This is a genomic window from Amazonocrinis nigriterrae CENA67 (assembly GCF_016056305.1).
Taxonomy (GTDB): domain Bacteria; phylum Cyanobacteriota; class Cyanobacteriia; order Cyanobacteriales; family Nostocaceae; genus Amazonocrinis; species Amazonocrinis nigriterrae.
In genome coordinates, this window is the sequence record NZ_JAECZC010000001.1 from 203,761 (window position 1) to 219,865 (window position 16,105).

General features: G+C 40.9%; 12 protein-coding genes. 6 read left to right on the forward strand and 6 right to left on the reverse strand.

From position 1 onward, the window contains the following. Positions 1–14 precede the first annotated feature (14 nt). The 3 genes from kaiC to I8748_RS00910 all read right to left on the reverse strand — a co-directional run bounded on the left by kaiC (position 15) and on the right by I8748_RS00910 (position 2,825). The gene (gene kaiC, locus I8748_RS00900; protein WP_198122816.1) at positions 15–1,574 is read right to left on the reverse strand and encodes a circadian clock protein KaiC; all 1,560 of its coding nucleotides are present in this window, start codon (positions 1,572–1,574) and stop codon (positions 15–17) included. 248 nt (positions 1,575–1,822) lie between these two features. After that, entirely contained in the window at positions 1,823–2,137 is a 315-nt protein-coding gene (gene kaiB, locus I8748_RS00905) for a circadian clock protein KaiB (RefSeq protein ID WP_096558641.1), read from the reverse strand. A 106-nt stretch (positions 2,138–2,243) separates the two neighbouring features. Further along, positions 2,244–2,825 (reverse strand): KaiA family protein, encoded by a 582-nt coding sequence (locus I8748_RS00910; RefSeq protein ID WP_198122817.1) that lies wholly within the window; start codon positions 2,823–2,825, stop codon positions 2,244–2,246. A gap of 378 nt (positions 2,826–3,203) precedes the next feature. On the opposite strand from I8748_RS00910, the gene I8748_RS34445 reads away from it, so the two are divergent. Further along, the gene (locus I8748_RS34445) at positions 3,204–3,368 is read left to right on the forward strand and encodes a hypothetical protein (protein WP_214662361.1); all 165 of its coding nucleotides are present in this window, start codon (positions 3,204–3,206) and stop codon (positions 3,366–3,368) included. Between the two features lie 117 nt (positions 3,369–3,485). Further along, entirely contained in the window at positions 3,486–6,884 is a 3,399-nt protein-coding gene (locus I8748_RS00915; protein WP_198122818.1) for an ATP-binding protein, read from the forward strand. A 140-nt stretch (positions 6,885–7,024) separates the two neighbouring features. Here the strand turns inward: I8748_RS00915 and I8748_RS00920 are convergent, their stop codons facing one another. Together I8748_RS00920 and I8748_RS00925 are read right to left on the reverse strand one after the other, a co-directional pair. After that, complete coding sequence (locus I8748_RS00920) at positions 7,025–8,947, reverse strand: ArnT family glycosyltransferase (protein WP_198122819.1); 1,923 nt, start codon at positions 8,945–8,947, stop codon at positions 7,025–7,027. Between the two features lie 180 nt (positions 8,948–9,127). Then, complete coding sequence (locus I8748_RS00925; RefSeq protein ID WP_198122820.1) at positions 9,128–9,760, reverse strand: hypothetical protein; 633 nt, start codon at positions 9,758–9,760, stop codon at positions 9,128–9,130. A 700-nt stretch (positions 9,761–10,460) separates the two neighbouring features. Here I8748_RS00925 and I8748_RS00930 point away from each other — a divergent pair. The 4 genes from I8748_RS00930 to I8748_RS00945 all read left to right on the forward strand — a co-directional run bounded on the left by I8748_RS00930 (position 10,461) and on the right by I8748_RS00945 (position 13,933). Continuing rightward, positions 10,461–10,793, forward strand: coding sequence for a DUF565 domain-containing protein (locus I8748_RS00930; protein ID WP_198122821.1), 333 nt, complete (start codon positions 10,461–10,463; stop codon positions 10,791–10,793). A gap of 21 nt (positions 10,794–10,814) precedes the next feature. After that, on the forward strand, positions 10,815–11,861 hold the full coding sequence (locus tag I8748_RS00935; protein ID WP_198122822.1) for a glycerate kinase: 1,047 nt from the start codon (positions 10,815–10,817) through the stop codon (positions 11,859–11,861). Between the two features lie 295 nt (positions 11,862–12,156). After that, positions 12,157–13,077 carry a molybdate ABC transporter substrate-binding protein gene (gene modA / locus I8748_RS00940; RefSeq protein ID WP_198122823.1) on the forward strand — a complete coding sequence of 307 codons (921 nt, stop codon included), beginning with the start codon at positions 12,157–12,159 and terminating at the stop codon, positions 13,075–13,077. 136 nt (positions 13,078–13,213) lie between these two features. Beyond that, a complete protein-coding gene (locus I8748_RS00945) occupies positions 13,214–13,933 on the forward strand; it encodes a DUF642 domain-containing protein (RefSeq protein WP_198122924.1) in 720 nt (239 codons plus the stop codon). 168 nt (positions 13,934–14,101) lie between these two features. On the opposite strand, the gene I8748_RS00950 is transcribed toward I8748_RS00945, so the two are convergent. Continuing rightward, positions 14,102–16,009: a S8 family serine peptidase gene (locus I8748_RS00950; RefSeq protein ID WP_318781174.1), complete on the reverse strand. Its 1,908-nt coding sequence runs from the start codon at positions 16,007–16,009 to the stop codon at positions 14,102–14,104. Between the last annotated feature and the right edge of the window lie 96 nt (positions 16,010–16,105).

Consider the following 16,105-nt stretch of genomic DNA (forward strand, 5'->3'; position numbering starts at 1 on the left):
CACGATACCAAATTTTAAGAATCAGAACTCTGTTTGCCTTCAAACCTTTTAACAATACGAGAAAGTTCTGCTTTTTCGTCGATGCTAACGCGGTTAGGAGCACCACTGACAATTCGTTCGTAGTTCCGGAAAGAATCTTTAATTTCAGGCCCATCAGCAGTAATATTGTACTCACGGATACCTTTGTCATGCCACGATCCCCGCATTTTAAATACGTTAATTGCTCGTGACATTTCTCCACGAATTTCTACGTACTGTAACATCAAAATTGTGTCTGTAATGGTGGAAATATGAGAGTCTGTAATAGAATGCGACCCCATAAATTGCTCAGTTGTGTTGGTAAAAAAACCAGTTATTTCTTCTTGCTTGGCATAACCAGTAACACCGATAACAAACTGACGGAATGCATTATTGCTTACTCCCCTGGCCAGTGCTGAGAGAGAATCAATGGCAATGCGAGCTGGCTTAAAGTGTGCAATTTCTGATTTAATAATTTGCAAGTGATCCTCTAAACCAGTAGACTCAGGATAGGTACAAATTATTTTGAGTAAACCTTGACGTTCTAATTCCTCAAAATCAATTCCCCAAGAATGTGCATTGCGAGACAGTTGGGCGCGTGATTCTTCATAAGCAAATAACATCACCCGTTCACCGTTGACGCAGCCATCTTGCAAAAATTTACTCACCAATAATGTTTTACCAGTACCTGTGGCTCCTGTTGCCAAAATAATAGAATCTTTAAAGAAACCACCACCGCACATTTCATCTATGGTTTTGACTCCAGAAGATACCCGTACATTAGAAGACCGTTGAGTTAAGCGCATTGCTCCCAATGGGAAAATATTGACTCCTTCATTGGTAATTGTGAAAGGATACTCTCCTTTCATATGAGTTGTACCGCGTAACTTGAGAATTTCAATTGTACGGCGGCGACGCTCTCCTTCTAAAACGTTACGCACAATTACCACATTATCGGAAACAAATTCTTCTACACCGAAAGCAGCAACAGGCCCATATTCTTCGTTACGTTCAGTCGTAATTATAGTGGTGACATTCAGTTGTTTGAGACGTGCAACCAAGCGGAAAATCTCCCGCCGCACTACTCCGATGGCTTCATACTGTTGAAATACTGCTGTGATCGAGTCTATTGAGACTCGTTTAGCTTTATATTTACGAATGGCATATTGCAAGCGTTCTATCAGTGCGGAAAGGTCAAAATTTCCGACTATATCTTGACCTTCTGGATCGGGAGACGCATCCAGAATAAACAATTTACCTTCATTAATTAAACGTTGCAAATTCCAGCCAAAAATATGAGCATTTTTAATAATGTCACTGGGCGATTCTTCAAAAGTAACAAATACTCCTGCCTCATCAAAGTAGGTAATACCGTTATAGAGAAACTGAAGAGATAATAAAGTTTTTCCTGTACCAGAAGTGCCGCTTACTAGTGTAGTTCTACTAACAGGTAAGCCACCATGACTAATATCGTCAAAGCCCTCTATTAGAGTACGAATTTTTTCTACACCCTCACTTGGTGTGTTGTTTTTCTTTTGTTGATCGTTGTCATTCATTGCTTGATAATTAACTGGTGTTCAACCAAGGTTTTCTATGACTAAATTTGGTACTTATTATCAATGTTTTGATGATTATAGTTTGTCTTAATCCTGACTTTCCATCACATGTAGAAAAGCTCATTTTGAAGTTTCCCAAACTCTGATTTTTGTGATGCATTTTCATTAGTTCAGAGTTTTTGAGAATTCATCTGTGGAAAAAGTCACACTATTTCGTGGTTTGAGAGCTTTTCGTGAAAAGTCAGGTCTTACTCTTCCCAATCTTCTTCACTCAGTTCTTCATACAGCAAGTCTAAACCAATCAACACTCTTTCTCTGTCTGAAAGGTCACCAATAATTTTGCGAACGGGCGGGGGCAAAATTTTAGATAATGTTGGTGTAGCTAATATTTTATCTTCTTCAGCTAGTTGTGGGTTTTTCAGTACATCGATTACTTTTAAAGCATAAACACCTTGCAACTCCTGTTCTAATATGTTTTTAAGTATTTTTAATGCCCGTACAGAGTTTGGCGTGTTCCCCGCTACATAAAGCTTGAGAACATAAGTCTTTCTTGCTTTATTCATAGAAGGTACAGGCTTAAGCACAAAAGTGAAAATACATTATGATTGGGTGAAGTTGGAGAAATACAGGGTCATTGCTTTTGACCATCTTAACTTTGATAAATTCCATCTATTTAGAAATCGAACATCTATAGACTTCACACAGGTGAGCTAGGATATCTATTAGTGTCAATCGGTAATCTAGTAATGCCTCATCACTCCTTCCTTCTAATTTTAGCTGTTTAGAAAATTCTTCAATTAGTTCCATATGGATCTCTATGATTTGGGGCACAGGAATATTAGCATAAAATAGTGCATTTATAAATTTATCAATTTTTTCTTTCAGTGTTTTGTCTGTAGTAAAGTAATCTATAAGAATCTGACGATAATCTGATTTCAGTTGCTGCAATAAAACCTGCCGATCAACTTGAGTCATCTGCTGAAAAAAAAGTTCTGGTATCTGCTCTTGGCAAGCAAACACATAAAAATATTGGAAAGTGAAATTGTCACTAAAGTTTAGGCTCAAACACCTCAGTAAATAGGAAATTTTGCTAATGATGCCAGAAACTAGAGGAGAAAGGTACAATTTGGCAATGACAGACTGGTAACAGCCATACATCTGCTCCCTTAATCCTAGTTTGATAGCTGGCCTATCTGGATTATCTAAATTTTTTTTAACATCTGGTAAGAAAATTAAGACGGGTAGTAACATCTATATATTTAGATATCTCGTTAATCACCCTGACCAATACTCATAAATTTTTTATAGTTGTGGGCAGTAGTTGGTGTGCAATCGACTTTTGGCTCTCCTTCAGGAAAATGATTTGTGCCAGTACGGCAACCTGGCTGGTCACTCAACAACTTGGGAAAGCAAATGAGCAGTAAGATTTAGTAGCTCATTGTGAGATGTTTTTTGTAGAGGATACGTTACTGAATTTGTGATTCGCATATGCATATCTATCTCAATACAGATCTTGTATTTCACTCCTTGATAAGATACTTAAACGAATTTAAAGTATTGTCGCATTCTAAATCATTATAATTCCTCAAGGTTCTAAAGCGGATTTTTGGAGCCATAATTGTTTTAGCCGTGACTATCGATCTCAGAGTTTCAACACCAGTAGGACACTTGAAACGATGTTTCCCCAAAGTCAAAGTGGCAGAAGTCACAGCCGCATCTTTGACAAATAGTGGATTCAACAAGCAGTGTCCTTTGAAAACCAAGTCAATTGTTTCGATGGTGTTGAAGCTATAACTTGAATTGCTGATATGAGTCTTCTGAAAAGATATTGCTTCAGGTGTAAAAACTATCTAGCTAAATACTGATGGTGAAGCCGGAGGCTTCCAAAGGAAGAATGACCCCCAAAGCCTTATGTCAATGCTACAGTACCCGCTTTATGACTTTCTGGCAACCGTACCAAGCTGCGTAGAAACAAGTACTCTGACAGTGGTGTTGGAGATTTTTGAAAAAGAGCAGTGCGATCGCTTAGTAGTAGTAAACCAGCAACAATGCCCTGTGGGTTTGCTGTATTCTGCTCGGTTAACCCAAAAATTATTGACAGCCGCCAGCAGTGAGTCTTTAACCTTACAACAGCCACTGTCAAGTTGGGGGCAAAACCTGATTGATCCAATACAAACATTATTCGCAGCTGATCGTGTAGAGCAATTTAGCCTGTTCTTACGTCACCAACAAAGCCATACGAACAAAAACTTAGATTGGGCGCTGATTGATATAGATGGTAAATTTTTGGGGCTAGTAGATAGTCAACGGCTGTTAGGATTGTTGGTTAAGGAAAAAGCAGCAATTGAAGCAGTAGAAAGCTTATATTCATCAGCTCAGAAAACATCTCATAATTTTAGCCCAGAATCTGTAGACACTGGCAACAAAGGTCATGCTGGTGTGAAAACTCACTGGCGATCGCACAAAGGAAAGATCCAAGAGCCATCACCACACAAACCACTGGTACAACTGTTAGAACGCTTGCCTTGGCCTTTAATGTTACAAACGGGTACTGGTGAAGTAGTGACGCAAAACCCAGCTTGGTGGCAGCAATTGGGCGCATTAAAAGATCCAGAAGGAGTCCGGCGACAGGTAGAAGCGATTCTAGCTCCAGTGCGTGCCAAACAACCAGAATACGCCAGTCAAAAAGTAGTTCAATACAATCATACTACTGTATGTCATAGGGAATATGAGCATGGCAAAGAAGCACAATCCATGCCAATGAAACTTCATCCTGATGAATATCACTTCTTTCCCAAAAATGAAGCTTCCCTACCAGAACAGCCAGCAACTGCGGAAACTACATCCAGTCGTTGCTTTTTAGATAGCCAAATGGGTACTTGTACCTGCATAGTTGAAGTCCAAAACGGTCAGGAGCGAGTCTGGCAATTTGTCAAAATTCCTTTAGATAGTCCTGAATTAAAAGTAAAATCACCAGACCCCCCTACACGCCTGAATCCTGGGCACTTATCACTGGGCAGTGATGACCTATGGTTAGTGTTAGCCACTGATGTTACCGAGCAACAACAGCTTTGTAAAGAATTAGCAGCCAAGAATGCTGATCTGATTCAACTCAATCGCTTAAAAGATGAATTTTTAGCTTGTATCAGTCATGAACTCAAAACTCCCCTGACAGCAGTTTTGGGATTATCGCGCTTACTTGTGGATCAGCAGCTAGGAAAACTCAACGAACGTCAAGCTCGTTATGCCGGACTGATTCACCAAAGCGGACGCCATCTCATGAGTGTGGTCAATGACATTTTGGATTTGACCCGCATGGAAACAGGACAGATGGAACTGACCCTAGTACCAGTGAAAATTCGTGCAGTGTGCGATCGCGCCCTCTTGGAAGCAAAAACTGTCCACACTCAATCTAGTAAAACTACATCCACCAACGAAGCTGAAGCAGGACGTTCATCATCTCCCGAATTCACTCTTTCCATAGAACCAGGTTTAGACCAAATTGTCGCAGACGAGTTACGCTTGCGGCAAATGCTTATACATCTGCTTTCCAACGCCTTTAAATTCACCGAAACATCTGGCGAAATTGGTTTGCGGGTAAGTCGTTGGGAAGGGTGGGTTGCCTTTACAGTTTGGGACACAGGTATTGGTATTCCTGAACACCAGCAACACTTAATCTTCCAAAAATTCCAGCAGTTGGAAAATCCCCTCACCCGTCAATTTGAAGGCACCGGTCTGGGACTAGTTTTAACCAGGGCCTTAGCCCGCCTGCACGGAGGTGATGTCAGCTTTCTGTCTCGTGAAGGTAAAGGTAGCCAGTTTACACTGCTTTTACCGCCTAGTCCCCCAACAACAGGATTCACTGAGTCAGAAATGGCAAGTAGAACAGAGGGAGATTCGCAAAATGTTAACATCCAAAGAGTTACAACTTCAGCACACCAACGTGTAAATGCTAATACCCAGCACCACCCCACTTGTTCCCAACGCTTAGTACTGGTGGTCGAAGCTGTAGCTAGATATATAGAAGATTTGACTGACCAACTCAAAGGTTTAGGTTATCGGGTAGTAATTGCTCGTTCTGGAACAGAAGCAGTAGAAAAAGCTCGTCGCTTACAACCAAAAGCTATATTCTTGAATCCCTTGTTACCTCTGTTGTCTGGTTGGGACGTGTTAACCCTGCTAAAATCGGATGCTGCAACTCGACATATTTCCGTGATTGTGACAGCAACCGCAGCTGAAAAAGAGCAGACATTTGCTAAGCAAGCCGATGGTTTTCTGAGCTTACCAGTGGAGCTTCAGTCTTTAGCACCACTACTAGAAAAGTTATGTGCTACACCAGCAATTCCGCAACCAGGGGTAGACAGCAGTGACATCATCTCCACTAAAAATCCATTGCGAATTCTGAGATTAGTCAATCCGGTATTGGAGTCAATCAATCCCCATCCTTCATTGCGGGAACATCGGGTCATAGAAGTCGATGACCTAGATCAGGCAGAACTATTGGCTCGTGTTTGGCAGTTTGATGTAATTTTGCTGGATGTAGAAAATTCTCTAGCACAAACTTACCTGCAACAGTTTACTCAGCATCCTCGATTAGCCGCTTTACCGCTGGTAACTTGTGATGTGGCAACTACCCTGACAGCTTCCCAAATCCCTGGTTTGTCTGTATTTCCTTGTTTAACACCTTTGGCTACAGATCACAGCATTCAGCCTGGTAAACCAGATCCTCTATTGTCTGTACTGCAAATTGCATCAGGAATCTGCTATCCACCTAGTATTTTAGTAGTGGATTTGACAATGCTGCACGATTTACCACAGACCAAGCATAAACAAGCCAAGGGTTATCGCACAGCAAAAAACCCTTCACTCAGTAGTGAGACTGCCGAACGCGGTTCTGAGTGGTTCCAAGCTTTAATTCAGTATCTACAAACAGCTGGCTTAAAAGCAGCTATGGGAAATGTTTGGGCAGAAGTGCTACAACAAATTCGCCACCAAAGCGTAGACTTACTGCTGATTTGCTTAGGAGAATCATCCATTCATAAAGAAGTGATCAAAGCACTAAAGGCATTAGAAGATTTACCTTTTAATTTGCCACCAATTGTGGTGTTAGACCAAAGATTAAATTCTATACAAATAAATTCCCCCTGTGGTACTTTACAGCCAGAAAAGAAAAAAACTGGATTAGAGTCAATAGAAAATGTTTTAAGCGCGATCGCCACCCAAATATTGCCTCGTTCAATATCAATGGAAGACTTATTAAGTCATATCAATCAAGCTTTAGCTGTCAAATGTAGATCTGAAAAATCATAATGGGTAATGGGTAATGGGTAATGGGTAATAGGTAATAGGTAATGGCTGATGGCTAATGGCTGATGGGTAGTGGGTGAAATGTGATGACTAATAGTAGAATCCAATTCCCAATTCCCAATTCCCAATTCCCAATTCCCAATTTATGATATGTTTAATTTTTGACTTTTCATTTTCTTAAAAGAAACTCTAATCAATTGATAAGCACCTTTAGCCGCTAAATTCTCGTAGTAATCTGGCTGCAAATCCATTTTGACAATGTTTTTCTGCTCAGCCAAAATCAGTAATGAGGTAGGTTGGACTGGTTGAGCAGCCTGTTGATCAATTAGAGCTACAGCGTCTCTGGTAAATTTGATAAAATTTACATGTTTGTGGGAGTAAAAAACTACACTTGGTTTTTTGAAGCCAACCATGATAAATTCTTCTTTTGGCTGTTGTACTTGCCCTGCAACCACAGACAATTCTCTCAAAGGTAGCTGACGTTCGTGATCCATCAAAAATGCAGTGGGCATCAAGATAAAGCTTAAAAATGCCACGAACACCAACAAGTTCACGCCAATAATCAAAGACCATCGGCGAATAATGATTAAAAATGCGATGCCCACAGCACTAGTGAGCAAAATCCAACCTCCTAGTGTTGGTAAACCCGATTTTTGAATGAGTAAGCGGAAGTCGGGTGCGGCTTGATCGCTACCTAATAACTGGGATAGGTGGAACATTCCTACTGCCAGTGCTGTTAAAAACACGACATTTAGCCAACCACTCCAGAGGAGTGAGGAAGATGAGGGGGATGAGGGGGATGAGGGGGATGAGGTGATTAGTTTTTCTTTTGTTATTTTTGTTACTTCATTTGTGTCTTGGAAGAAGTCACTCCACAGCAACGCTACCAAGATAGCTGCTGCTGGCATTAAAGGTAGAACATAGCTGGGGAGTTTGGTAACAGCCACAGTAAAAAAGCTAAAGACTCCTAAAAACCAAATACTGGCAAATAAGCCCAATTGCTGAGAGCGTTCTTGATTGCGCCATTGCAATCGCTGCCATAACTTCAGCCTCACCAATGCCGCAGGTAAATATACTGAGTACGGTGCAAAACCCAGTAGCACTACAATAAAGTAAAAATACCAGGGAGCAGAGTGACCATTAACTACCTCTGTAAAGCGTTCTAGGTTGTGATAACCAAAAAAGGAGTTAATATAATTCCAACCATTGCGCCAAATTACAAGGAAATACCAGGGGACTGATAAACCCAAAATAATCACTAGCCCCAACAGAAAGCGCATTTCTTGCAATACTTCGCGCAACTTCCCTACATACAGCACAAAGGCAAGAACAATTAGCCCAGGCAAAACAATTCCTACAGGCCCTTTAGTTAAAATCGCCCCAGCAATCAGTACATAAAAAGCTAAATACCATTTATTAGGGAATTGGGAATTGGGAATTGGGAATTGGGAATTGGTTATTTCCCTCTCCCCCTGCTTCCCCTGCTCTCCTTTCCCTGCGTATCCCAAAAAAAAGCATAACAAGGCTGATGCCATGCACCCAGTTAGCAGCATGTCTGAAACACCGGTTCTTCCCCAAACAATCACTTCAGGATTAAATGCTATCAAAGCGGCTGCTAGAGCAGGAGTTAAATAACGGCGTTTAGGGCGTGAAACTCGCTCTAATTCGTCTGACTTTGCCAGATGCCAGTGTAAAGTGTAAAAGACTAAACCAATGACTCCGATCGCAGCGATCGCACTTGGCAGACGTACGGCCCACTCATTCACCCCAATAATTGCATAGGCGATCGCTTGACACCAATAAATTAAAACAGGTTTATCAAAACGAGTTTCGCCATTGAAAAAAGGAGTGATCCAGTCACCTGTCACCAACATTTGACGGGAAGCTTCGGCAAACAGTGGCTCAGTTTCATCAATCAAGCCAATGTTACCCAAATTCCACCCAAAAGCTAGCCAACCAATCAAAATTAACCACAGAATTGATGCAGTCACAGCGAGGGCCGGACGCCTAATTATATTGTTGAACCACTGGCCAACAGTGCGAGGAACACTCAATTTCGTTCTCATTGTTATCAGTCAATAGTCAATAGTCAACAGTTAAACGTCACTAGTCAATAGTCGTTGACTAACTATGTTTTGTTCTTTGTCATTGCTGAGTATTGGGGATTGGGTACTGGGGATTGGGTACTGGGAAAAATTTTTCTCCAATACCCATCTGACAAATGACTAATGACAAATGACCATTAACTATTGACGAAGTACCAATAACCATTCTCGCTTTTGAGAGTTCCAACTAGGTAAGGGAGTTTCCCCGACAACATATGGCCCCCAATAGCGACGACTGCCGTCTTGGGCGAATGCAACTAAAATGTCTCCCTTTTCGAGCTTTAGGTTTCCATTTGGTAAAGACAGAATCAATCCCTTGTCACTACCTTCTTGGGGATCAAAATCCCAATGAGCTGGTACATCATAGTTAGTTTTTCCAGCACCAGAGCCTTTGGCCGTTGATTGCCGTGCCAGTAAAGCCAACCGTACAGGTTGATTTGTTTGATTGCTCATTCGTAAAGTCCCTAGCTCCTTACCATTGCCTGCTGATCCTTGACGATATGCCAAAATGGGCGTAGTCTTGCTATTGCTAGGTTCTACTTTGTTGGTAAGAGTAGTTGCTGAATTAGAGATATTAGTTGAATTGCCTGTTTTATCTGAAATGGATGCTACCGGATTACTCAACAACTGAGGTGTGCCATTAGATACTGAGGAATCTGTAGCTGAATCTGTGGGATCAAAAGACACACTCAGCCCTAAGCATCCAGCTAGTAACCCAAGCAGCCCTAGCGAACAAGCTGTAATAGCAGCATTGCGATACACTGAAGATTTCATATTGATAGTTATAAGAAATAAGTATTTGTCTAGGCTTGACCAAATAGTAGCCTATTCTTCAGAAGTGGCAATCATCAAAGTTACTTACTCGCCTACTCCAGAATCTCGTGGAATTATGGAAAGCAATGTATCATAAATATCATTTTTAGCATAAACCAGTAGCACGAATAGTTACTTTGCTTATTGACTAAAAAGTGGTGTAAATTGCTGATTCTTCGTTGCATTTTGCTGTTTTTGATGAAAAAACCAGAAAAATCTGATACAAAAATAGCAAATTGATTCGTGGAAATACAAAAAGAAACTGTTGTGAGCAAAGTATTATGAACAACAAGGTATCTTTTACCAAAGTTCCAGATCTCTCTGCTGAGTATTGTTCATATTTCTTCACAATTTTCTTTCAAAGTGCCATATTTTAATATAAAAATATTTTATGAAATCTTGACTAAAAAGTCTAAAGTATAAGGAATAAAGCAAGAACTTATCGATACATGCCTCAAGAGCAAGTGGGGTGAAAAAGCAAATTCTAAATACTAATACTTAAAATTTTTACATTTTGATTAATTTGATACCTAAGAAAGCCTACCTTTCTCCTGAATGAGACACTCTTGCCAGCTTGCTACCCCGTAGAGGTACGGAAACGCCTGATGGCAAACAGCAAACAGCTTAGTGCCTACAACCTTGATCCTTCATCCTTCTATTGATGCAAAACACTCGTCTTAATAACTTGTTCGATGCCATTGCTAGAAGCTTAGGGCAATGGTTTTTAAATCCTTGGCGACGGCTATCGCTACTAATAATTAGTTTTTTGTTCGGCTTTTTTCTGGGATCAGCTATTTCGACTTCAGCAGGACAAAGGGCGGAATTAGACCTTTGGGCAGCTGCAATTTTAGTGCTGTTTACGGAGGTTACTAGTAGGATATTTTATAGTCGGAGCTTCGTTACTAAGCGATCGCTCATTTTACAATCACTAAATATTCTGAAAGTAGGTTTAACCTACAGCATGTTTGTGGAAGCCTTTAAACTAGGTTCGTGATTTCTGCCCCAGAGGTAAAAAATGAATTCGTGGCTAGCTGAAATTTTGAGCGCAAATACTGCACAAGCAACTTGGCAACAGCAAGCACGAATAGCAATGCTAGCAGATACTTTCAGGGCGAAAGCTTTCGGCATAACACCCACAAACGTAGATGAAGTCATACAGATGCGATCGCATTTACTCAAATCTGTGATGCCAGCTTTTAGCCAATTCTGCCAAACTAGTCTGCATGTGCCACCCGAAGAAAGGCTAGAGGTGTTGTGGGATTTGTGGCTACCTCTAGCTATGAGACTAGCATCGCAGCGCCAAAAATTAGGGCGTCCCCTGATTCAAGGTATTTTGGGAGGGCAAGGAACAGGTAAAACTACAATGTGCCAAGTTCTCAGCTTGATACTTCAACAGTTGGGATACCGCACCTTAAGCTTATCTTTAGATGACTTGTATAAAACTTATAGCGATCGCCTGGCTTTAAAACAACGAGATCCGCGCTTAATTTGGCGCGGGCCACCAGGAACCCACGATATAGACTTAGGTTTAAATTTACTGGATCAGATTCGTCAATGCAAGAGTCCTGTTATAGTTCCTCGGTTTGATAAATCTGCATACAGCGGGGATGGCGATCGCACCACCCCAGAAATTGTGGCAAATGTGGATATTGTACTGTTTGAAGGTTGGTTTGTGGGCGTGCGACCAATTGATTCAGATGCATTTAATAGTCCACCGCCACCAATTCTCACAGATGGAGATAAAGCATTTGCCCGTGATATGAATCGTCAGCTACACGATTATTTGCCGCTGTGGGAACGATTAGACAGCTTAATGGTGCTATATCCTACTGATTACCGTTGTTCTTTGGAATGGCGCAAACAAGCAGAACAACAGATGATTGCTGCTGGTAAATCAGGGATGACTGAACAACAGATTAAGGAATTTGTCAATTACTTTTGGCGATCGCTTCACCCGGAATTATTCATCAAGCCATTGGTTCAATCTGCTGAGACAGTTGATTTAGTGATTGAAATCCATCCCGATCATACTTTTGGTGCAGTCTATAGTCATTTCATGTAATTATTTTCCTTAATAATTACACTAGTAATAAATAAAGCCTCAGTAATATAAAATACAAAGATTTATACGTAAGTTATAATTTGCTCATTTACCAATAATATTGGTAAATATTCTGACAAGATTGGTAATATGCTTAGTACCAACTATTTTTGATTTGTCAGCTTTTTATTACCAAATATGTTGGTAAAAAACCCTGACTTTGGTATGCTTACCTGTATTACCAACTATATAGGTATAAATTATCAGGGTTGGTAATAGTGCCTGACATTCACTTTACGCAACAAGCATATTCAGTATGTTTTTTCTAGCCCAAAGAAGACGATTCCTCAGTTGGATCGCTGCGGCAGTTGCTAGCTTAGCTCTAGTAATCGGCTTGCCACTGTTAACCAACCCGACCACCCAAACAGCACAGGCTACAACTACGCTACGAGTGTATGCGGCTGTTAGCTTAACAGAAGTGCTGCCAGAGATTGAAAGTGCATACAATACAGCTAACCCTGGCTCAGCGATTAACTTTATCAATACTTTTGATTCTTCTGGTGCCTTACTCAACCAAATAAATCTGTCATCAAACGAGTCAGCCGGGATACCAGACATTTTTATTTCTGCGGCTACAACCCAAATGAATAGCTTGCAGAGTGCAGGAAAATTAGCTTCAGGTTGGCCAGTTACCATCGCCACAAATCGTCTAGTCTTGATCAGACCGAGTACGCCTACTTCTCCAGCTCCAAGCCCCACTATTTCTACTTTTGACACACTGACAAACTGTAGCACTTGTAGTCCTGCAAGAACAGGCATTAGAGGTATTGCTATAGGTGATCCTGCAACCGTCCCCGCAGGAGCTTATGGTCAACAAGTTCTGCAAAGTACCCTGAGTGGTTGCGGTGCAGGTAGTTACAATACACTTCTCAATAGCACAACTGCCAACAAATTAGTATTTGCTAGCAATGTCCGTAACGTCTTGACAGCAGTGCAAAATAAAACCCTGAGCGGTAACACCATTGATGCAGGCATAGTTTACATCACCGATCAGGCAATTTCCAGTGGTACAACCCAAACAGCACTTGCCGCGCAAAGTTGTCATAACGCCATTGTCTATCCAGCAGCTGTACTCAGCCGAACCACCAATTTAACAGCAGCAAATAGTTTTGCAAACTACTTATCAAGTTCCACTGCTAGAAGTAAGTTTACTAATCGTGGATTTGGTGTGCCTTAATGTCAGCTACTCACTGGCGATGAAAACAATTGTCAGTTGTAATTAGTAGCTTTGATTTCAAGGTATGTGCGATCGCTTGTTTTTTAACTGAGGTTAAAAATTCTCATCAACTTGGAACTATTTGGAGTTAAATCTCATGAAAGTAGCAAAAAAATTAGGATTCGTTGTTTTTGGTATAACCAGTACTCTTGTTAGTACTGCTGTGATTGCTGGTACTGGCATTTCCAAAGCTCAAGCAGTACAAATAAATCTTGTGCAGAATGGAGACTTCGAGGCAGACCCACTTGTAAATCCTAATTACGATCCCACCCTACCTAATCCTTTTATTACTGGATGGAATAATGATAGTCAGTTTGATGGTGGCTATACCGATCGTCTAGAAAATTATCCCAACCCTGCGACTAATGGTTTATTGAGTGTACATTTGGGCTACACTCCCCCCGGTAGTTTTGCTTATCTGACACAGACTCTGGCTACGCAAAACAACAATGAATACAAACTAACTTTTTCTTTAGCCTCTGCCGAAGAACCACCTCGTCTTGATAACTTATTTCAAGTATATGCAGGTGGAACCAAGATTTTTGAGCTAACAGACCTGACCTTAGATCCCGCACAACCTTACAAAGAATACAGCGTTAATTTTGTAGCCACATCCACGGCTACAGATTTAAAGTTTGCAACTCAAGTTGGACATGACTGGTTAAACTTAGATGATGTCAGTGTCTACAAAGTAGAAAATGACAATTCACAGAGTTTAGGTAGCACGGCTGTACCTGAACCAACGACTATCGGTGGAATTGCAGTTGCCGGCATACTAGGCAGTCGGCTGAAGCGTAAGAAATTAGCTAATGGCTAGTAGCCCAGCAACCCAAAATTGCCGCGTGGAGGCTGGCAGAGAAGCAGGGGAGTAGGGGAGCAGAGGAGAGGCTTATACAAGTCCTTTCCTCTGTACCCATCTGCTAACTAGATGCAAAGATGACTTGCCAGACCACTAGTAGCCTGCCAAAATTTGCGTGGTGAACTACTAGGCTGTGAAATTGTTTGCTGCGGTTGCTGTGACAATCTTTCGCACTTCGGCTTCTGTTAGACCTTTCTTAGCACTCAGCATCAAGGCTACTACCCCAGCAACATGAGGAGTTGCCATCGATGTTCCGGTCGAAAAACCATACTTATTACCAGGAAGTGTCGAATAAATATTAACACCTGGGGCTGTAACGTAGCTAAGTAGGTCAGAGCCAGCTAAGTTAGAGAAGTCAGCCATATTTCCATACTTATCAACTGCTCCCACAGCCAGCCCCCAGTATTTGGCATAGATCGCAGGATAGTAGGGTTTTGAGCTACTTGCATTTCCTGCTGCCATGACAACGATCGCACCCTTGCTGCTAGCATATTGAACAGCTGATTGAATATCATTATTAGGCTGTTCTTTTCCTAAGCTCAGGTTAATTACATTCGCGCCATTATCCGCAGCATAACGAATGCCTTTAGCGATCGCACTATCAGAGCCTGAACCATCATCACCTAAAACCTTAACTGGCATAATCTTGGCATTATAAGCAATGCCTGTCACACCAAAATTATTCTTCATCCCTGCAATAGTGCCAGCAACATGAGTGCCATGACCATTTTTGTCTAAAGTGTTGTTGTTGTTGCCAACAAAGTTCCAGCCGTAAACATCATCAACATAACCGTTGCCATCATCATCTTTACCGTTGCCTGCAATTTCTTTGGTATTTTTCCAGATATTAGCGCTTAAATCCTGATGGTTGCGGTCAACTCCACTATCCACAACAGCTACAGTAATTCCTTGACCTGTATATCCTTTTGCCCAGACTTCTGGCGCTTTGATGAGGTCTGCGCCCCAATTGTTACCCCCCAAGTTAGAAACATCAGCAAAAGTAGCCTGACCTAAAGCTTTCGCCACTGCTGCTGCTGCATTAATCAAGCCGTAGCCATTATTAGAACTAAAACTATTCTTGACACTGATAGCTTTAGCAAAGACGTTATTGCTTTCATTGGTTTCAATGACATTGTTGTAGCCATCAGCTTTGTACAACAGATAATAGCTACCTGCGGTGACATTCTTAACAATGCTGAGTGACGATGTTTGTGAACTGTAAGCACCTGCTGCAATACTTTCAACCTCGTTTGAGCCTAAATAAAGATCATCATTGCTCACAGTTTTATCTTTGGACAAATAAAACATGGTAGAGCTAGGAAAAGCATTTCCAACACCTTGGTTTTTAATTTGATAACTGATTTTAAAGCTTTCTCCAACAGATACTGAACTAGGAGCCGAAGCATTTTGAACTATCAAGTCTGTCTTAATCAGATTGATATTGATGGATTGGGCAAAGACGTTATTGTTTTCATTACTTTCAATCAAATCGCCATTGCCATCAGCTTGACATAACAAATAATAACTACCTGCGGCAATCCCATTGTTAATGTTGAGCGTCGTTGATTCTGAACTATAAGCACCTGCTGCAATACTATCAACGTAGTCTGAGCCTAAGTAAATATCATCATCGCTGACATTTTTATCCTTAGATAGATAAAAAAGAGTATAGCTAGAGAAGGCATTTTCAGTGCCTTGGTTTTTGACCTGGTAGTCTAGTGTGATAGTGCTACCAACAGATGTTGAACCAGAAGATACAACATTTTGTACTATGAGGTCTGGCTGTGCAGGAGTAATAGCAATGGTTTGAGCAGTAAAATTACTATTTATATTATTTGAAACAGTTGTATTAGCGGTACTATTATTTGATGATAATGCACTGCTTTTCTGAACTAAAAAACTACTATGAAGGCTTGATCTGAATATATCGTAAATACTGAACTGATGATTATAGTGATTAGTATACTCTTTAAAAGAGTTACCCTTTCTAGTAAGTTGATGAAGAATGCTGCTATTTTCTTGTGTAAATTTCACTTCGGTACTTTTATTGATGAATCACTAATTAATGCCTAAGTACTATCCAACTGAAAGTTGAATTGTATACTGAAAATCAACAATACCAACATAGTT